At 63.9% G+C, this 18216-nt stretch carries 14 protein-coding genes; 5 read left to right on the forward strand and 9 right to left on the reverse strand.

All coding sequences use genetic code 11. The annotated features are described in order from the left end of the window. Window positions 1-73: 73 nt before the first annotated feature. Both lolA and HFRIS_RS11545 read right to left on the reverse strand, forming a co-directional pair. Window positions 74-793, reverse strand: a complete 720-nt coding sequence (gene lolA, locus HFRIS_RS11540) for an outer membrane lipoprotein chaperone LolA (protein ID WP_006463525.1) — start codon at window positions 791-793, stop codon at window positions 74-76. A gap of 110 nt (window positions 794-903) precedes the next feature. Next, a complete protein-coding gene (locus HFRIS_RS11545; protein WP_039875405.1) occupies window positions 904-3243 on the reverse strand; it encodes a DNA translocase FtsK in 2340 nt (779 codons plus the stop codon). A 478-nt stretch (window positions 3244-3721) separates the two neighbouring features. Here HFRIS_RS11545 and trxB point away from each other — a divergent pair, with 478 nt between their 5' ends. From trxB to HFRIS_RS11560, 3 genes are all read left to right on the forward strand, one after another. After that, on the forward strand, window positions 3722-4675 hold the full coding sequence (trxB, locus tag HFRIS_RS11550; RefSeq protein ID WP_006463527.1) for a thioredoxin-disulfide reductase: 954 nt from the start codon (window positions 3722-3724) through the stop codon (window positions 4673-4675). Window positions 4676-4820: 145 nt separating this feature from the next. Further along, window positions 4821-5135 (forward strand): I78 family peptidase inhibitor, encoded by a 315-nt coding sequence (locus HFRIS_RS11555; protein ID WP_006463528.1) that lies wholly within the window; start codon window positions 4821-4823, stop codon window positions 5133-5135. Window positions 5136-5220: 85 nt separating this feature from the next. Next, a complete protein-coding gene (locus HFRIS_RS11560) occupies window positions 5221-5874 on the forward strand; it encodes a Smr/MutS family protein (RefSeq protein WP_039875406.1) in 654 nt (217 codons plus the stop codon). Between the two features lie 14 nt (window positions 5875-5888). Here the strand turns inward: HFRIS_RS11560 and HFRIS_RS11565 are convergent, their stop codons facing one another. Both HFRIS_RS11565 and HFRIS_RS11570 read right to left on the reverse strand, forming a co-directional pair. Beyond that, window positions 5889-7199 (reverse strand): leucine-rich repeat-containing protein kinase family protein, encoded by a 1311-nt coding sequence (locus tag HFRIS_RS11565; RefSeq protein ID WP_006463530.1) that lies wholly within the window; start codon window positions 7197-7199, stop codon window positions 5889-5891. Between the two features lie 65 nt (window positions 7200-7264). Further along, window positions 7265-8572, reverse strand: a complete 1308-nt coding sequence (locus tag HFRIS_RS11570) for a PA0069 family radical SAM protein (protein ID WP_006463531.1) — start codon at window positions 8570-8572, stop codon at window positions 7265-7267. Window positions 8573-8780: 208 nt separating this feature from the next. Between HFRIS_RS11570 and HFRIS_RS11575 the strand changes: the two genes are divergently transcribed. Continuing rightward, window positions 8781-10814: a sigma-54-dependent Fis family transcriptional regulator gene (locus tag HFRIS_RS11575; protein WP_006463532.1), complete on the forward strand. Its 2034-nt coding sequence runs from the start codon at window positions 8781-8783 to the stop codon at window positions 10812-10814. On the opposite strand, the gene HFRIS_RS11580 is transcribed toward HFRIS_RS11575, so the two are convergent. The 4 genes from HFRIS_RS11580 to HFRIS_RS11595 all read right to left on the reverse strand — a co-directional run bounded on the left by HFRIS_RS11580 (window position 10795) and on the right by HFRIS_RS11595 (window position 15654). Continuing rightward, complete coding sequence (locus tag HFRIS_RS11580; protein WP_006463533.1) at window positions 10795-11175, reverse strand: DUF779 domain-containing protein; 381 nt, start codon at window positions 11173-11175, stop codon at window positions 10795-10797. The genes HFRIS_RS11575 and HFRIS_RS11580 overlap by 20 nt on opposite strands. Before the next feature lie 115 nt (window positions 11176-11290). After that, window positions 11291-12811: an aldehyde dehydrogenase gene (gene adh, locus HFRIS_RS11585; RefSeq protein ID WP_006463534.1), complete on the reverse strand. Its 1521-nt coding sequence runs from the start codon at window positions 12809-12811 to the stop codon at window positions 11291-11293. Window positions 12812-13078: 267 nt separating this feature from the next. Continuing rightward, window positions 13079-13417: a P-II family nitrogen regulator gene (locus HFRIS_RS11590; protein WP_006463535.1), complete on the reverse strand. Its 339-nt coding sequence runs from the start codon at window positions 13415-13417 to the stop codon at window positions 13079-13081. A gap of 179 nt (window positions 13418-13596) precedes the next feature. Next, complete coding sequence (locus tag HFRIS_RS11595; RefSeq protein WP_006463536.1) at window positions 13597-15654, reverse strand: NAD(+) synthase; 2058 nt, start codon at window positions 15652-15654, stop codon at window positions 13597-13599. 125 nt (window positions 15655-15779) lie between these two features. Here HFRIS_RS11595 and HFRIS_RS11600 point away from each other — a divergent pair, with 125 nt between their 5' ends. Then, on the forward strand, window positions 15780-16922 hold the full coding sequence (locus tag HFRIS_RS11600) for a GNAT family N-acetyltransferase (RefSeq protein ID WP_006463537.1): 1143 nt from the start codon (window positions 15780-15782) through the stop codon (window positions 16920-16922). A 59-nt stretch (window positions 16923-16981) separates the two neighbouring features. On the opposite strand, the gene HFRIS_RS11605 is transcribed toward HFRIS_RS11600, so the two are convergent. Then, window positions 16982-18016 carry a Fe(3+) ABC transporter substrate-binding protein gene (locus HFRIS_RS11605; protein WP_006463538.1) on the reverse strand — a complete coding sequence of 345 codons (1035 nt, stop codon included), beginning with the start codon at window positions 18014-18016 and terminating at the stop codon, window positions 16982-16984. Window positions 18017-18216: the final 200 nt, after the last annotated feature.

Raw genomic sequence — 18216 nt, forward strand, 5'->3', positions numbered from 1 at the left:
TCCGCCCTCTTCAAAAACCAAACAGCCCCGCAGGCTCGCGCTTGCGGGGCTGTTGCTTTGGAGCGCGGCGGGGTCAGTTGTCGAACACGTCCGCGCCCTTGGGGACCACGAAATTGAAGCTGTTGCCCTTCAGCGAAGGGTTCTTCTCGAAGCTGTCGAAAGTCAGCACCGACACCTGGCCGAAGGAATCATGCAATTCCATCGCCACCGGCGTGCCGTTCTTCAAGCCGATACCGATGTTGTCGAAGGTGGTATCACGGCTCTTGGGGGTGGCTTGCAGCCATTCCAGGCCATCCTTGTTGCCGGCTTCCTTCAAGGTAAAGTTCTTTTCCAGGTCGTTGCTGCCGAACAGGATCGCGGCCGGGGAAGAACCCAGCGCATTGCCCAGCTTCTTGGTGGTGACCTGGTTCAGGTCCTTGTCGTAGATGAAGAGTTTTTCTCCATCGGCCTGGATCACCTGCTCATAGGGTTTCTGGTAGGTCCAGATGAACTTGCCCGGGCGCGAAAACACGAAGCTGCCGCTGGAGGTATTGACTACCTTGGATGTGCCGTTCTCGTTGCGCACCATGCGCTGGGTGAAGCTGCCCTTGGCCGATTGCGTGCTGCTGACGAATTGCTTGAACTGGTCCAGCGCGGCGGCCGAAGCACGGCCCGGCGTGAGCGCGGTGATGGCGATGGCACCGGCCACGGCCAGTGCCGAGAGGCCGGCAGCCATGACCATGCGGCGCAGCTTGAGGTTGAGGGTGCGGGCTTGCGCGGGACGCGAGCGCAAAGCGGTTCTGGAATTGTCCATGTTGTTCGATTCCTTCTTGATTGATCCACCCGGAGGTGGCAGCCGGCGCGAAAGTGGCCGGCCTTCAGGGCGTGGTGGAAGACGTCCGCGACGATGCCGATGCGGACTTCCTATTCGGCTGCATCCGCGGCACCCGCCGGCACCAGGATTTCACGGTTGCCGTTGGATTGCATGGTGGATACCAGTCCGCTCTGCTCCATCTGCTCCAGCAGGCGCGCGGCACGGTTGTAGCCGATGCGCAGATGACGCTGCACCAGCGAGATCGAGGCACGGCGATGCTTGAGGACCACGGCCACGGCCTGGTCGTACATCTCGTCGCCTTCGCCGCCACCGGCGCCGGCTGCGGCACCACTGCCACCGCCGTCGGCGTCTTCCAGCACGCCTCCCTCTAGGATGCCCTCGATGTAATTCGGTTCCCCCTGGGATTTCAGGTGTTCCACCACCCGGTGCACTTCATCGTCGGAGACAAAGGCGCCGTGCACCCGTACCGGCAGGCCGGTGCCAGGCGGGTTGTAGAGCATGTCGCCCATGCCCAGCAGGGTCTCGGCGCCCATCTGGTCGAGGATGGTGCGGGAATCGATCTTGGACGACACCTGGAAGGCGATGCGGGTCGGTACGTTGGCCTTGATCAGGCCGGTGATCACGTCCACCGAGGGCCGCTGGGTCGCCAGGATCAGGTGGATGCCTGCGGCGCGCGCCTTCTGGGCGATGCGGGCGATCAGTTCTTCCACCTTCTTGCCCACCACCATCATCAGGTCGGCCAGTTCGTCGATGATGATGACGATGGTTTCCAGCTGCTCCAGCGGTTCCGGTGCATCCGGGGTGAGGCTGAAGGGGTTGGGGATCTTCTCGCCGCGCTTGTCGGCGTCCGCGATCTTCTGGTTGTAGCCGGCCAGGTTGCGCACGCCCAGCTTGGACATCTTCTTGTAGCGGCGCTCCATCTCTTCCACCGCCCAGTTCAGGGCGTGGCCGGCCTGGCGCATGTCGGTCACCACGGGCGCCAAGAGATGCGGGATGCCTTCGTAGATCGACAATTCCAGCATCTTGGGGTCGATCAGGATCAGGCGCACCTGGCGTGGCGAGGACTTGTACAGCAGCGACAGGATGGTGGCGTTGATGCCGACCGACTTGCCCGAACCGGTGGTGCCGGCCACCAGCAGGTGGGGCATCTTGGCCAGGTCGGCTACCACCGGATTGCCGGCGATGTCCTTGCCCAGCGCCACGGTGAGGCTGGAGTGGCTGTCGTTGTAGACCTTGGAGCCGAGGATTTCGGTCAGGCGTACGATCTGGCGCTTGGGGTTGGGCAACTCCAGGCCCATGTAATTCTTGCCCTGGATGACTTCCACCACGCGGATCGAGGTCAGCGACAGCGAGCGCGCCAGGTCGCGCGCCAGGTTAACGATCTGGCTGCCCTTGACGCCGGTGGCCGGTTCGATCTCGTAGCGGGTGATCACCGGGCCGGGATAGGCGGCCACCACCTTGACCTCGACGCCGAAGTCGGAAAGCTTCTTCTCGATCAGCCGGCTGGTGAATTCCAGGGTCTCTACCGACACCGTCTGCTGCGATGGCGGCGCTTCATCCAGCAGCGACAGCGGCGGCAGTTCGCTGTTGAGGTCGTCGAACAGGCTGGTCTGTTTTTCCTTCTGCACGCGGTCCGACTTCTGCACTTCCACGATCTGCGGTTCGATGCGGATCGGCGGTGCCTCGACGATCTTGGCGCGCTCCTGGACCACGGTTTCCTCGCGCTTGACGGCGGCTTCCTGGCCGGCGCGACGGTCGGCGCGGGCGGCGAAGAAATCGCGCACCCAGAACAGGCCGTCCTCGATCAGGCCGCCGATGCGCTCCACCGCTGCCAGCCAGGACACCTGGAACAGCAGCGAGAACCCCAGCCCGAACAGCAACAACAGCAGCAACGTCGAACCGGTAAAGCCGAAGGTCGGCTGCATGCCGGCACCGATCATCTCGCCCAGCACGCCGCCGGAGGAATGCGGCAGCTTGGGAGTAAAACGGTGCATGCGGGTGAATTCGATACCCATGCTGCCGGTGAGCATGAAGACGAAGCCGACGGCGCGGATCAGCGGTTCCTGCTGGTGCTCCGGCTCGACCGGCTGCTCCACCAGGAAACGGTTGGACAGGCGGCGATAGCCGGTCCACACCGAACGCGCCACCAGCACGCACCACCACCAGGCCGACAGGCCAAAGATATAGAGCATCAGGTCGGCCATCCAGGCGCCCACCCGGCCGCCCCAGTTACCCACGCGCGGCACCGAACTGGCCACCGACCAGCCGGGGTCGGTCTTGGAATAGGTCAGCAGGATCAGTACCAGGTAGAGCAGCAAGGCCGCCAGCGCCAGCCAGCGTGCCTCCGATAGCAACCGCACCAGGCGACTGGGCATAGGAGGCGCCGGGGCCTTGGTATTGCGGATGTGGGCTTGACTCGTCTTCGACATAACTTCCGTGCAAAAAAAACCAGCCGTCATTGTAACGGCATTGAATTGGCGCTTCGCGGATTTGCGCCAGGCAGCATCGCCAACGGCTGAACTGACCGGCTTTTACCGCTATCGTTCTGCTTTCCTGATGCTCAATTGCTCGCTCGGGTGCTTTCCAGCGTTCTTTCCTGATCCTGATACTGCACTTCTGTTGCCGCGCCCGTGAATGAGCGAGACAGGCTGGGTGGACGCTGATGCCGTGCCCATCTACATCCGACCCACTGCCGACCTATCGCTGGGATAGCGTAATTCCATGAGCCTGGATGAGGGCTTGGACTATAATCTTACCCGTTTTGCAGCGCGGCAATCCGCAAACTTCGGTGCCCGCCAGTTGATCCGCTTGCCCTGCCCGCCCCGTTGTCAGCGACGGTCGGGAATTGAAATCCCGGGAGTCGCCTCAAGTTGCAGAGGCGATCCCACAACATTTGATGAGTAGCTTATGAGCACGCCCAAACATGCCAAGGTCCTGATTCTCGGCTCCGGCCCCGCCGGTTACAGCGCCGCCGTCTATGCCGCGCGCGCCAACCTGAACCCGGTGCTGATCACCGGCGTGGAACAGGGCGGCCAGTTGATGACCACCACCGATGTCGAGAACTGGCCCGGTGATCCGCTGGGCGTGCAAGGTCCGGAACTGATGCAGCGCCTGCTGCAGCACGCCGAACGCTTCAATACCGAGATCATTTTCGATCACATCCATACCACCAAGCTGTCCGAACGCCCTTTTCGCCTGATCGGCGACAACGGTGAATACACCGCCGACGCCCTGATCATCGCCACCGGCGCCTCGGCCCAGTACCTCGGCCTGCCCTCGGAACAAGCCTTCATGGGTCGTGGCGTGTCGGCCTGCGCCACCTGCGACGGCTTCTTCTACCGTGGCCGTGAAGTGGCGGTGGTCGGCGGCGGCAATACGGCCGTGGAAGAGGCGCTGTACCTCTCCAACATCGCCAGCAAGGTCACCATCATCCACCGCCGCGACAAGTTCCGCGCCGAGCCCATCCTGATCGACCGCCTGCTGCACAAGGTCACCGAGGGCAAGATCGCCATCCAGTGGCATTCCACCCTGGACGAAGTGGTCGGCGACGACAGCGGCGTGACCGGTATCAAGATCAAGTCCACCCAGGACGGTGCCATCACCGAGATCCCGGTCCACGGCCTGTTCATCGCCATCGGCCACAAGCCCAATACCGGCATCTTCGACGGCCAGCTCGACATGCAGAACGGCTACCTCAAGACCCGCACCGGGACCGAGGGTTTCGCCACGGCAACCAGCATCGAAGGCGTGTTCGCCGCCGGTGACGTGCAGGACCACATCTACCGCCAGGCCATCACCAGCGCGGGGACGGGTTGCATGGCGGCACTGGATGCCCAGCGCTACCTGGAAGGGCTGGAATAAAAAATGCTGCGCTGCGAGAACTCGTAGCGCAACAAGGCATCAAAACGCCGGTGACGAGTATTCGTCCCGGCGTTTTTTGTTTACATTAAGCTTATTCTAAAGACAACAAAAGCGCCCTTCCCCTCATTTCAACAAGGAAAGCACCGTGCCACGCTCCTCTGCTGCCGTCACTACCGTGTTTGCCTCGCTGACCCTGGGCGCCGTACTGGCTGCCTGCAGTGCCTCGCGCGAAAGCGCCGACGCCGCTGCCGGCCCCGGCCAGTGCGATGCCTCCCGTGCCGATCACCTGATCGGCGAGAACCTGAGCGGCTACCTGGAACGCCAGGCCCAGGCCGAATCGGGCGCGGCCGAGGTGCGCGTGCTCAAGCCTGACGACGTGGTCACGATGGAATTCAATCCGCGCCGCCTCAACCTCTACATCGATCCCGGCAAGGTCATCATCAAGGTCGCCTGCGGCTGAGGCCTGCGATCACGCTGTCGAGCGACTGCACTTCTGCTAAAGTTGCCAGCTCAGGGAAACGTAGGCTACAGGGTTGGGTGCTGTCATGGCGACAATGAAGGACTTCTCGGCGCTCAAGGGATTGCGCCGCGATCTGCAGGAACAGGAAAAAGCGCGCGCGCTGGCCTTGGCCGAGCGCCAGCGTCAGGAAGCGGCCGCCCGCGAGGAGGCCAATCTGTTCCGCCACAGCATCGGCCAGGTGGCGCCGCTGCATCAGCGGGTGGTCGACAAGACCCTTCACCTGCCCGATCCCCCCTTGCCCATTCCACGCCAGCACATCGCCGATGAACAGGCGGCGCTGCTGGAGTCGCTCTCCGACGAATTCACCATCGAAACCCTGATGGACAGCGACGAGAACCTCAGTTTCGCCCGCCCTGGCGTGGGTGCCGATGTGCTCGGCAAGCTGCGGCGCGGCAACTGGGTGATCCAGGCCCAGCTCGACCTGCACGGTTATCGCCGCGATCAGGCGCGTGAAGCGCTGGGCGAATTCCTGCGCCAGTCACGCCGGCGCGGTCTGCGCTGCGTGCGCATCATCCACGGCAAGGGACTGGGTTCGGTCAACAAGGAGCCCGTGCTCAAGCACAAGGTACGCAACTGGCTCGCGCAAAAAGATGAAGTGATGGCCTTCTGCCAGGCCCGCGCCGCCGATGGCGGGGCCGGTGCGCTGGTGGTGCTGCTCAAGTCCAGCGAGCGCAGCTAAGGCCCGCAGCCCGCCTACGCAAGTTCGTCGAGCATGGCCACAATGGCCTCGAAATGCGGGCGCGACGCCGCATCCGCCGACAGGCAGGCCTGCCGCAATCCGGCCAGCACCGCCCGTCCCTTTTCCTCGGCCGGCTGGCTGTGTGCCAGCAACTCTTCCAGCAGACAACCGTAAGCCCGCACCTCCATGGCCTGCACGCCCCAGGCATGGGGCTTGGCGGTGTCGTAGAACCAGGCCGCACCGAAGTCGCCCAGCAGCGCCGCACCGGAACGATGCAGGATATTGTGGGCATACAGGTCGCCATGGACGATGCCCTGCGCATGCAGGTGCGCCGCCGCCGAAGCGATATCGCGCGCGATCGCCAGCGCCTGCGACCACGGCAGCGCCATCGCTTCGGGATACACGTCGCGGGTGCAGGACTGCAGACTGGGCGGCCCGGCCAGGTTGGCATAGTCCGGATCGATCAGCGGCATCACCAATCCCGCCACGCCCTGCGGATGTCCCTGCAGGCGGCCCAGCACCGGAATCAGCCCGCGATGCCGGCCTGCCATGATGCAGGCGGCCATTTCGCGTTCCGGCAGGCCATCGCTGGTGACGGCGCCCTTGAAGAGCTTGACCGCCACCGGCTGTGGCGCACCATCGACATGCCAGCGGGCGGCATGGATCACCCCGGAGGCGCCCTCGCCCAGCTTGTCCTGCAGCTGCAGATCGTCCCAGGCGATGTCCGCCACCTGCGCCAGGCCATCGGCCCGTTCTTCCACCGGCGCGCACCAGGGGTTGCCGGCCATGGCCAGCCAGCTCAGTCGCGGCAAGGTCAACAGCCAGTGCGGGAATTCTTCCAGCGCATTGGCGGCCAGGCGCAGCAGTTCCAGATTGCGGCAGGCCGCCAGTTCTGGCGGCAAGGCGCGCAGGCGGTTACCGGCCAGCATCAGCTTTTGCAAGGGCCGGCAACGGCCGATGCTGGCCGGCAGTGCCTCGATGCGATTGTCGGTCAATACCAGCCAGCGCAACGAGGGCGGCAGGGAGTCGGCCGGCACCGTTGCGATCTGGTTGGCCTTGAAGCCGATCATCTCCAGCGACGGGCAACGGCCGAGGACAGCTGGCAATTCGGTGAACAGATTGTCGGAACAGAAGACGATGCGCAGCCGCGTCAGGCGTGGCAGGTCGTCCGGCAAGGCGCTGAGCTGGTTGCCGCTCAGATCGAGGATTTCCAGCGTATCGGCCAGGGTGAAAATCTCCGGCGGGAATTCACGCAGGCCGCAAGACAGTGAAAGCCGCGTCACGCCAGCCAACTCGCCACTACGCAATTGTTCCAGGGTATGCATGCAAAAAAGCCTGATTCGATCAAAGCGCGCAGTGTACCAGCCAAGCCCCTCCGCAAGACTTCAGTTCAGAACAGATCAAGCTGATCATCCTTGCCCCGCTTGCCCTGCCCGCCCCGGGCCGTCGGCACCAGCAACGGCCGCCGGAAACGGCTGGCATCCAGCGTGGCGAAGGCGCGGTTGCGATGGTCGATGCCCAGCCGGCGACTGGCCTTGTCGAAGCGCTGCTGCAGGAGCTCGGCCCAGACACCGGTGCCGCGCATGCGGGTGGCGAAATCGGCGTCGTAATCCTTGCCACCCCGCATGTCCTGGATGCGGTTCATCACCCGTGCCGCCCGGTTCGGGAAGTGCGCCTGCAGCCACTGCCTGAACAAGGGGCTGACTTCCCATGGCAGGCGCAGCACGATATAGCCGGCCTGGCTGGCACCGGCTTCCACGGCCGCTTCCATGACCCGCTCCAGGTCCGGCTCGGTGACGAAGGGAATCACCGGCGCAATCGATACGCTCACTGGAATACCTGCCTCGGCGAGCGTACGGATCACCCGCAGGCGCCGCGCCGGACTGGCCGCCCTGGGTTCCAGGGCGCGGGCGATGACCGGGTCCAGCGTGGTGATGGTGACGGCGGCAATGGCCTGGCGCTTGGCTGCCATCGCCGCCAGCAGGTCGATGTCACGCTCGATCAGGGACGACTTGGTGATCAGGGCCACCGGGTTTTCGCAATCGTGCAGGATCTGCAGGATGCGGCGGGTCAACTGGCGCTCGCGCTCGATGGGCTGGTAGGCGTCGGTATTGATGCCCACCGTGATGGTGTCAGGCTGGTAGGACGGCCGGGCCAGCTCGCGCAGCAATAGTTCCGGGGCATTGGTCTTGGCCACCAGCCGGCTTTCGAAATCCAGGCCCGGCGAGAGGCCCAGGTAGCTGTGCGAGGGTCGGGCAAAACAGTAGATGCAGCCGTGCTCGCAGCCGCGGTAAGGATTCAGGGACAGCGAGAACGGCAAGTCGGGCGAGGCATTGCGGCTGATGATGGACTTGGCCGTCTCTTCCGTGACGATGGTCTTCAGGCGCGGCGGTTCCTCGTCCTGTTCGCCAGCATCGGTGGTCTCGGTCTGTTCCGCGCCAGCGGCCGGTTCACCGGTCGATGGACCATCACCGGCAAATTGCAGAGGCTGCCAGCCATCATCGAATTCCTCGCGGTTCACCGATTCGTAGCGCCCGCGCAGGTTGGTGACCGCACCCCGCCCCTTTTGCGCCACCTGTTGGCGATGGATGAAGGTAGCCGGTGTGATGGTCGCATCATCGTCGGCCGAGGACGATGGCGCCGGCTGGTCAGGAAACGGCCGGGCGATGCCCTGTGGGAATTTGGGGAAGGAAGCCATAGCTAGCTGATTTAGCTGAATAATACTGTATATATACACAGTATATTGCCCACACTTCCAGCCGCCTGCAAACCCTGTTTCAATTTAGCCGGCTGCCGGATTAATCAGGTATGCTTGTTCACCCCAGGCTTCCCGAAAGATAAGAAATAGAACACCGGGCAGACACGAAGACAGGGCATAAGGATCGCAAAGGTCCAAGGAGACAAGGATGCAATACCAGGCAAACCGGCCAGGCGCCGGTGCATTGCTGGGCGCAGCGCCCCTGGTGCAGGCCACGGCCGACGGCGAGCCGGACCTGCAGGCCATTGCGCGCTCGCACCAGCGCAGTTCTTCCTACGGCATCACTCGCGGTCAGCGGCCCGATCTGGAACAGCTCTCGCGTGCCGACCTGGCGCAGACGCTGGAGGCCAGCCAGTCACTGTCCGGCCATGCCCGGCCGGTGATGGAAACCCTCTACGACCAGATTCGCAATACCCACAGCATGGTGATCCTGTCGGACGCCGAAGGCACCATCATCCATACCCTGGGCGACCGCGATTTCCTGGCCAAGGCCGACCGCGTGGCGCTCGGTCCCGGCGGGCGCTGGTCGGAGCAGTTGCGCGGCACCAATGCCATCGGTACGGCCCTGTTCGAACAGAAACCGACCACGGTCCACGCCCAGCAGCACTACCTGGATGCCAATCGCTTCCTGACCTGCTCGGCAGCCCCCATCTTCGACCATCGCGGCAAGGTGCTGGGAGTGCTGGACGTGTCGGGCGAATGCGGCAGCTTCCACAAGCACACCATGGCCCTGGTGCGCATGTCGGCGCAGATGATAGAAAACCACCTGCTGGCCGGCAGTTTTCCCGATTGCATCACCCTGCACTTCCACAGCCGCGCCGAATTCGTGGGCACGCTGGTGGAGGGTATCGTCAGCTTCACGCCGGGCGGACGTTTCCTGGCGGCCAACCGCAGTGCCCAGTTCCAGCTGGGCCTGACGCTGGCGGCACTGCAGTCGCATACCTTCACCTCGCTGTTCGGGGTGCCGTTGTCGCTGTTGTTCGAGCAGCACCGCAAGGCCGCGCCCGGCCTGCTGGAGCTGTGCCTGCACAATGGCATCCGCATCCACGGTCGCGCCGAGCTGCGGCTGCGCGACCAGCATTTCCAGAACGCCCGTGAAGCAGTCATCGAGGCGCCAGAACTTGGAACGGCGCCAGCAGCGGCAGCAGCGTCTGCACCCGCGTTGGCGCCGGCCTGCCACCCACCGGCCGTGCGCGGACCTGCAGACCTGCCCGATCTGCAGGCGCTGGAGACCGGCGACGCCCGCATGAGCGACATCATCGGCAAGCTGCGCCGGGTGATCGACCGCGCCATCCCGGTCTTGATCACCGGCGAGACCGGCACCGGCAAGGAGTGGCTGGCGCAGGCCATCCACCGCGCCAGCGCCTGTTCGCGTAGGGCGCAAAGCCAGGGGATGGCGGCGCCCTTTGTGGCGGTCAACTGCTCGGCCATTCCGGAAAACCTGATCGAAGCCGAACTGTTCGGCTATGAAGACGGCGCCTTCACCGGCGCGCGCCGCAAGGGTGCCATCGGCAAGATCGCGCAAGCCCAGGGCGGCACGCTGTTCCTCGATGAAATCGGCGACATGCCATTGTCACTGCAGGGTCGTTTGTTGCGGGTGCTGCAGGAGCGTGCCGTCACGCCGCTGGGCAGCCAGCGTGTGATCCCGGTGGAATTCGCACTGGTGTGCGCCACCAACCAGCCGCTACGCGAGATGGCAGCGCGCCATGCCTTCCGCGAAGACCTGTACTACCGCATCAATGGCTTGCAGGTCAGGCTGCCCGCCCTGCGCGAACGCAGCGACCTGGATTGCCTGATCGAGCGCATCCTGCAGGAAGAAGGCGGCCCGCAGGCGCCGCGCTTCGATGCCCAGGCCCTGGCGCTGCTGCATGCCAGCCGCTGGCCGGGCAACCTGCGGCAATTGTCCAACCTGGTCCGCACCGCGCTGGCCATGGCCGAGGGCGAAGCAGCCATCAGCCTGCGGCATCTGCCGGACGACTTCCTCGAAGACGCGGCGGCCAGCTCCCCGCTGGCCAGCGTTGACGACGAACCACCCTCTCCGCCACTTTCCATGCAGGACACCGAATGGGCCGCCATCGAACGCGCATTGCGCAGGCATGACGGCAATGTCAGCGCTGCCGCCAAGGCGCTCGGGGTGTCGCGCAATACGCTGTACCGTCGCTTCAAGTCACGCGGGCACTGAGCGGTTCCAGAGCGTCATATTCTTCATCGGAAAACAGCCGCGAGCGCGTCAGGAAGCGCTTGCCGCTGCCATTCTCCAGCGAGAACATGCCACCGTTGCCATTGACCACGTCAATGATCAGCTGCGTGTGCTTCCAGTACTCGAACTGGTCGGCGCCGATGTAGAACGGCACGCCGTCGATCTCCCCCAGGTACACATCGGTGTCGCCCAAGGTGAAGTCTCCTTCGGGGTAGCACATTGGCGCGCTGCCATCGCAGCAGCCGCCGGACTGGAAAAAGATCAAAGCGCCATGGCGTGTCTTCAACTGGCGCAGCAGTGCCACCGTGGCGTCGGTGGCGGTAACCCGGGGTAAGGCGCTCATCGGCATGCTCCTGGAAAGTCCACATAAAAAAGGCGCCGGCCGTGGGAGAACGGACCGGCGCCCAAGCTGCCTTGCTGCAAGGAGCCAAGGAGACAAACGAAGGATCGGAACCCGATCAGAAGAAGCCCAGCGCCTTGGGGCTGTAGCTGACCAGCAGGTTCTTGGTCTGCTGGTAGTGGTCCAGCATCATCTTGTGGTTTTCACGACCGATGCCGGATTGCTTGTAGCCACCGAAGGCCGCATGCGCCGGATACAGGTGATAGCAGTTGGTCCACACGCGCCCGGCCTGGATCTCGCGGCCCATGCGGAAGGCACGGGTGCCATCGCGGGTCCATAGGCCTGCACCCAGGCCGTAGAGGGTGTCGTTGGCGATGGCCAGGGCTTCTTCCTCATCCTTGAAGGTGGTCACCGAGACCACCGGGCCGAAGATTTCTTCCTGGAAGATGCGCATCTTGTTGTTGCCCTCGAACACCGTCGGCTTGACGTAGTAACCCGAGGCCAGGTCACCGCCCAGTGCTTCACGACCGCCGCCGGCCAGCACCTTGGCGCCTTCCTGCTTGCCGATGTCGATGTAGGACAGGATCTTTTCCAGCTGCTCCTGCGAGGCTTGCGCACCGATCATGGTGCTCTTGTCCAGCGGGTTGCCCTGCTTGATGGCAGCCACGCGCTTCAGGGCGCGTTCGATGAAGCGCTCGTAGATCGATTCCTGCACCAGCACGCGCGAGGGGCAGGTGCAGACTTCACCCTGGTTCAGGGCGAACATGGCGAAACCTTCCAGGGCCTTGTCGAAGAAGTCGTCATCCTTGTCCAGCACGTCGGCGAAGAAGATGTTGGGCGACTTGCCGCCCAGCTCCAGGGTCACCGGGATCAGGTTCTGGGAGGCGTATTGCATGATCAGGCGACCGGTGGTGGTCTCGCCGGTGAAGGCGATCTTGGCGATGCGCTTGTTGGAGGCCAGCGGCTTGCCGGCTTCCACGCCAAAGCCCTGCACGATATTGAGCACGCCCGGCGGGATCAGGTCGGCGATCAGTTCGATCAACACCATGATGGAGGCCGGCGTCTGTTCGGCCGGCTTCAACACCACGCAATTGCCCGCAGCCAGCGCCGGCGCCAGCTTCCACACCGCCATCAGGATGGGGAAATTCCAGGGAATGATCTGGCCCACCACGCCTAGCGGCTCATGGAAGTGATAGGCATAGGTGTCGTTGTCGATGGTGCCGATGCTGCCTTCCTGGGTGCGCACGGCGGCGGCGAAGTAGCGGAAATGGTCGATCGCCAGCGGGATGTCTGCAGCCATGGTTTCGCGGATCGGCTTGCCGTTGTCCAGGGTCTCGGCGGTGGCCAGCAGCTCCAGATTGGCTTCCATGCGGTCGGCGATCTTCAACAGCAGGTTGGCACGATCGGTGGGCGAGGTCTTGCCCCAGCTCTTCTTGGCGGCATGGGCGGCGTCCAGCGCCAGCTCCACGTCCTCGGCGCTGGAACGGGCCACTTCACAGAAGGCGCGTCCGATCACCGGGCTGATGTTCTCGAAGTATTCCCCCTTCACCGGCGGGACGAATTTGCCGCCGATGAAGTTGTCGTAACGTTGCTTGAAAGGGTCACGTACGCCGAGTTTGCTGATGTCTGCCAGGTTCATGTCGTCTCCGTTATGGTGATGGTTGAAATCCCGCACGCATCGATGGCCGCGGCGGGCGTTCGACCTCCTGAGGGGCAAATCGCATGCCAGCCGGCAGAGGCCCGTCCCAGGCGGCCCAGCGGCCTGTACCACCGGTGTGGCGCTGTCACGCTGTGTCAGACTGGCGCAATCCGTCACGCCACGGCGCAACAGACTGCAACAGCTTTCCGGCTGCAATGGACGTAAAAAAACCGGCCAGCGGCCGGTCTCGGGGAGAGCGGAACCTGCTCAGACGGCATCGGGACCGGTTTCACCGGTACGGATACGGATCACCTGTTCCACTTCCTGCACGAAGATCTTGCCATCGCCGATCTTGCCGGTGCGGGCAGCCTTGATGATGGCATCCACTGCCTGCTCCACCACCTTGTCATCGACCACCACCTCGATCTTGACCTTGGGCAGGAAATCGACCACGTATTCGGCGCCGCGATACAGCTCGGTATGCCCCTTCTGACGACCGAAGCCCTTCACTTCGGTGACCGTCAGGCCCGTGACGCCGACTTCGGCGAGGGATTCACGCACCTCGTCCAGCTTGAACGGTTTGATGATGGCGGTCACTTGTTTCATGGCAATTCCTCTCTTGGTATGTCGTAAAGAAACGATCGGTTGCGATCTGTTGAATAGCGGGTACTGCGATGTTGTTCTTTTAGGGACAGGGACGTGGCCCCCTGCCCACTCGTACATTGTCAATCAGGCTCGCCTAGCTTTCAACCACCCTGCGCAAGCGAGCCCTCAAAAAGCCGGTTTCAGCCCTCCAGATCCGGAATCCGCTCCAGATCCTGCAGCCACACGGTGGCCTCGCCATCGCTGGGGGCGCGCCAGTCGCCGCGCGGCGAGAGCGAGCCGCCGGTACCGACCTTGGGCGCATTGGGGACGCAGGAACGCTTGAACTGGCTGGTCTTGAAGAAGCGATAGACGAAGATGCCCAGGTTCTTCTTGATCTGCGGCAAGCTGTACTGGTTGTGGGCGCCATGCAGGCCGTCGGGCCAATGACCGGCATCGCGGTCATGCCAGGCGCTGTGCGCCAGGAAGGCCACCTTGGCCGGCGTGAAGCCGTAGCGCAGGATGTAGTAGAGGTTGAAGTCCTGCAATTCGTAGGGACCGATGAAGTCCTGGGTGCGCTGACCGGGTTCGCCATCGGAGGCGCCCGGCACCAGTTCCGGGCTGATCTCGGTTTCCAGGATGTGGATCAGCACTTCCGGCTGCTTCAGTTCCAGCGAGCCGGACTCGGCTACCCAGCGCACCAGATGGGTGATGAGGGTCTTGGGTACGCTGGCGTTGACGTTGTAGTGCGACATGTGGTCGCCCACGCCGTAGGTGCACCAGCCCAGCGCCAGTTCCGACAGGTCGCCGGTGCCGATGACGATGGCGCCATGGTGGTTGGCCAGGCGGAACAGGTGATTGGTACGCTCGCCGGCCTGCACGTTCTCGAAGGTGATGTCATAGACCGGCTCGCCCCGCGAATAGGGATGGCCGAGATCCTTCAACATCTGTTCGCAGCTGGGACGGATATCGATTTCCTGCGCCGAGCAACCGACCTGCGTCATCAACTGATGCGCCTGCACCAGGGTGCGACTGCTGGTGGCGAAACCGGGCATGGTATAGGCCAGTATGTTGGTCCGCGGCAGGCCCAGCTTGTCCATGGCCTTGGCGCAGACCAGCAGGGCATGGGTGGAATCCAGGCCGCCGGAAACGCCGATGACCACCTTCTTCAGGCCCGACGAAGACAGGCGCTGCACCAGCGCCATGACCTGGATGTTGTAGACCTCGCGGCAGCGCAGTTCGCGCTGCTCCGCGTTGGCCGGCACATAGGGGAAACGCGCCACCCGGCGTTGCAGCGGCAGCGGGCGGTCCTGCGGCAGCTGGACATCGAACGCCACCACCTCGAAGCGGCGCACTTCGTCCGCATGGCGGCGCACCGACTGGCCGAAGGTGGTCTGGTGGAAACGCTCGCGCGAGAGACGCTCCAGGTCCACATCGGCATAGATGACGTGGCCACCCTGGGTGAAGCGCTCGGACTCGGCCAGCAGTTCGCCGTTCTCGCAGATCAGCGCCTGGCCGTCCCAGGCCAGGTCGGTGGTCGATTCACCATCGCCGGCCGAGGAATACAGGTAGGCTGCCAGGCAGCGCGCCGATTGCTGCGACACCAGCTGGTGACGGTAACCCGACTTGCCGACCACGATATTGGACGCCGACAGGTTCACCAGCACGGTGGCGCCGGCCAGGGCCGCAAAGGAGGACGGCGGGATCGGCACCCAGACGTCTTCGCAGATTTCGACATGGAAGCGCAGGTCGGGGATATTGCTGATCTCGAACAGCAGGTGACTGCCGAAATCGACGTCCTGGCCCAGCAGACGGGTGCGGCGGGTGACGGCGCAATCGGCGCTGCTGAACTGGCGCGCTTCGTAGAATTCGCTGTAGTTGGGCAGGTAGCTCTTGGGGACCACACCCATGATGCGGCCGGCGCTGACCACCACGGCGCAGTTATAGAGCTGGTGTTCGACCTTCAGCGGCATGCCCACCACCAGGGCGGCCGGGATGCGCAAGGAGGCTTCCAGCACGCGCTGCAGGGCATCCTGCGCGGCGTCCAGCAAGGCACGCTGCTGGAACAGGTCTTCGCAGCTATAGGCCGACAGCCCCAGTTCGGGGAAGGCCACCAGGACCGCGCCACCGGCGGCGGCCTGCTCGGCCAGGGCGATGGTGCGCTGGGCATTGTAGACCGGATCGGCCACCTTGCAGTCCGGCACTGCCACGGCGACGCGGGCGAAACCGTGGCTATAGAGATTGAAGAATGGGCTAGTCATATCGTGCGGACTTTCTTGCTCTGTGCGGGTCGCCGCGATGGCGACGCGTTCTGTCGGTTTTGCGTAGAATGCCTGTTCGAGCGGGGCCGTGGGCCGCGCCTTCTTATGCAGGTCACTCGCAGTCCATGGATTATCGCACGCGAATCGTTTCTTCTCTGGCCGAGATCGGCCCCGGCCGCTGGGACGCACTGGTGGCCACCCAGGCCGAAGGCAACCCCTTCCTCAGCTACGCTTTCCTGCATGCGCTGCACGAGAGCGGCGCGGCCAGTGCCGACACCGGCTGGGAGCCGCATTACCTGACGCTGTGGCAGGACCAAGCCCTGGTGGCGGCCTTGCCCCTGTATCGCAAGTTCCACTCCTATGGTGAATATGTCTTCGACTGGGCCTGGGCCGAGGCCTACCAGCGCCACGGCGTCGAATACTATCCCAAGCTGCTGGCCGCCATCCCCTTCACGCCGGTGCGCGGGGCGCGGCTGATGGCAGTCGACGAGACGGCCCGCGCCGGCCTGCTGGCCGCCTTGCAGGCGCTGCAGCAGGAGGGCGAACACTCGTCCACCCACATCCTCTACCCGCCCCCGGAGCAGGCGGAACAGCTGGCCGATGCCGGTTTCCTGCTGCGCAGCGGCGTGCAGTTCCACTGGCACAACGAAGGCTATGGCAGCTTTGCCGAGTTCGTCGATACCCTGGATCGCAAGAAGCGCAAGAACATCCTGGCCGAGCGGCGCAAGGTGGCTGAACAGGGCGTGCAATTCACCTGGCTGCGGGGTAGCGAAATCACCGAGGCCCACTGGCGATTCTTCAACCGCTGCTACCGCCATACCTATGCGGCGCATTATTCGACGCCCTACCTGAACCTGGATTTCTTCCGCCGCATCGGCGCCACCATGCCGCAGCACCTGCTGCTGACCCTGGCCCTGCGTGATGGCCAGCCCATCGCCTCCTCACTCACCGTGCATGACGGCGACACCCTCTACGGTCGCTATTGGGGCGCGCTGGAACACGTCCCCTGCCTGCACTTCGAGACCGCCTACTACCAGCCGCTGGAATTCTGCATCGCCGAAAAGATCCGCTGGTTCGAAGGCGGCGCCCAGGGCGAGCACAAGATGGCACGCGGCTTCCTGCCGCAGAAGACCTGGTCGGCACACTGGCTGGCGCATCCGGGGTTCTACGATGCCGTGGAGCACTTCCTGGCCCGCGAAGTCGGCGGCATCGATGGTTATATCAACGAGCTCAACGAGCGCAATCCCTTCCGCGATCCGCCCCGCTGAGGCGGCGTAAAAAAAACCGGCCCGCAGCAATGCTGCGGGCCGGCCTCCTGCCATCCGGATTACTTGTAACCGACGCGATCCAGCATCTGCAACACCTTCTGCTGGTTGGCACCAACGGCGCCGATGTTGATCACTTCAGCCTTGAACGGACCCATCTTGACCAGCGCCGGGTTCTCGGTCTTCACGCTCTTGACGGCCGGCCATTCGTTATTGCCTTCAGCGAAGTAGCGCTGGGCCGCATCGCTGGCCAGGTATTCCAGGAACTGCACGGCTTCGGCCTTGTGCGGGGCATGCTTGGCCACGCCACCACCGGCGATGTTGACGTGCGCGCCATAGCTCTTCTGGTTGGGCCAGACGATGCCGACCTTTTCCATCAGGGCCACATCTTCCGGCTTGGTGGAACGCAGCAGGCGGGCCACGTAGTAGGAGTTGGAAATGGCCACGCCACATTCGCCCGAACCCACGGCCTTGATCTGGTCGGTATCGCCACCCACCGGCTGGCGTGCCTGGTTGGCGACCATGCCCTTCAAGATGGCTTCGGTCTTGGCCGCGCCATCATGCTCCAGCAGCGCGCCGAACAGCGAGACGTTGTAGGGGTGCGAGCCGCTGCGGGTACAGAGTTTGCCCTTGTTCTTCGGGTCGCCCAGGGCCTCGTAGGTGTCCACGTCTTCCGGCTTGACGCTGGTCTTGTTGTACACGATCACGCGGGCGCGGGTGGAGAATCCGAACCACTGGGTGCCGTCGCTGCCCTCCTTGCTGTGCAGGTTGGCGGGGATGCGTTCGTCCAGCAGCTTGGACTTGACCGGCTGGAACAGGCCATCGCTCTGGGCCTTCCACAGGCGCGCCGCATCCACCAGCAGGATCACGTCGGCGGGACTGGAAGCACCCTCGCTCTTGAGGCGCGCCAGGATGCCGGCATCATCGCCATCGACGCGGTTGATCTTGATGCCGGTGGCCTTGGTGAAGTCGGCGTAGAGCGCTTCGTCGGTCTGGTAGTGGCGTGCCGAGTACAGGTTCAGGACCTTTTCCTGCGCGAAGCTGGAGGCGGCAATGGCAGCCAGTACGGCGCCGACGGCGAATTGACGGGAGAACATGGACCATCCTTTTCAAAAAGAGTGAACGACCGCCGTGGCGAAACGGCGTTTTCTTTTGGCGCGGAAGGCGGTCCGGGGAGCGGGCTCCAGGATGGACTTGGCTGTCGCAGCGGGCGGCCTGATGGCTGCCTCGTTATGGGTATGCGTGTGCATCTGCGTGTACATACGCGAGAGGTAAAGCGCAGGCGAATATATCACAA

It is taken from the genome of Herbaspirillum frisingense GSF30 (assembly GCF_000300975.2).
Lineage (GTDB): Bacteria > Pseudomonadota > Gammaproteobacteria > Burkholderiales > Burkholderiaceae_D > Herbaspirillum > Herbaspirillum frisingense.

What these genes read in the sequence shown, in the direction of transcription:
- lolA (WP_006463525.1), bottom strand. Translation starts at nt 793, where the DNA reads ATGGACAATTCCAGAACCGCTTTGCGCTCGCGTCCCGCGCAAGCCCGC.
- HFRIS_RS11545 (WP_039875405.1), bottom strand. Translation starts at nt 3,243, where the DNA reads ATGTCGAAGACGAGTCAAGCCCACATCCGCAATACCAAGGCCCCGGCG.
- trxB (WP_006463527.1), top strand. Translation starts at nt 3,722, where the DNA reads ATGAGCACGCCCAAACATGCCAAGGTCCTGATTCTCGGCTCCGGCCCC.
- HFRIS_RS11560 (WP_039875406.1), top strand. Translation starts at nt 5,221, where the DNA reads ATGGCGACAATGAAGGACTTCTCGGCGCTCAAGGGATTGCGCCGCGAT.
- HFRIS_RS11565 (WP_006463530.1), bottom strand. Translation starts at nt 7,199, where the DNA reads ATGCATACCCTGGAACAATTGCGTAGTGGCGAGTTGGCTGGCGTGACG.
- HFRIS_RS11570 (WP_006463531.1), bottom strand. Translation starts at nt 8,572, where the DNA reads ATGGCTTCCTTCCCCAAATTCCCACAGGGCATCGCCCGGCCGTTTCCT.
- HFRIS_RS11575 (WP_006463532.1), top strand. Translation starts at nt 8,781, where the DNA reads ATGCAATACCAGGCAAACCGGCCAGGCGCCGGTGCATTGCTGGGCGCA.
- HFRIS_RS11580 (WP_006463533.1), bottom strand. Translation starts at nt 11,175, where the DNA reads ATGAGCGCCTTACCCCGGGTTACCGCCACCGACGCCACGGTGGCACTG.
- adh (WP_006463534.1), bottom strand. Translation starts at nt 12,811, where the DNA reads ATGAACCTGGCAGACATCAGCAAACTCGGCGTACGTGACCCTTTCAAG.
- HFRIS_RS11590 (WP_006463535.1), bottom strand. Translation starts at nt 13,417, where the DNA reads ATGAAACAAGTGACCGCCATCATCAAACCGTTCAAGCTGGACGAGGTG.
- HFRIS_RS11595 (WP_006463536.1), bottom strand. Translation starts at nt 15,654, where the DNA reads ATGACTAGCCCATTCTTCAATCTCTATAGCCACGGTTTCGCCCGCGTC.
- HFRIS_RS11600 (WP_006463537.1), top strand. Translation starts at nt 15,780, where the DNA reads ATGGATTATCGCACGCGAATCGTTTCTTCTCTGGCCGAGATCGGCCCC.
- HFRIS_RS11605 (WP_006463538.1), bottom strand. Translation starts at nt 18,016, where the DNA reads ATGTTCTCCCGTCAATTCGCCGTCGGCGCCGTACTGGCTGCCATTGCC.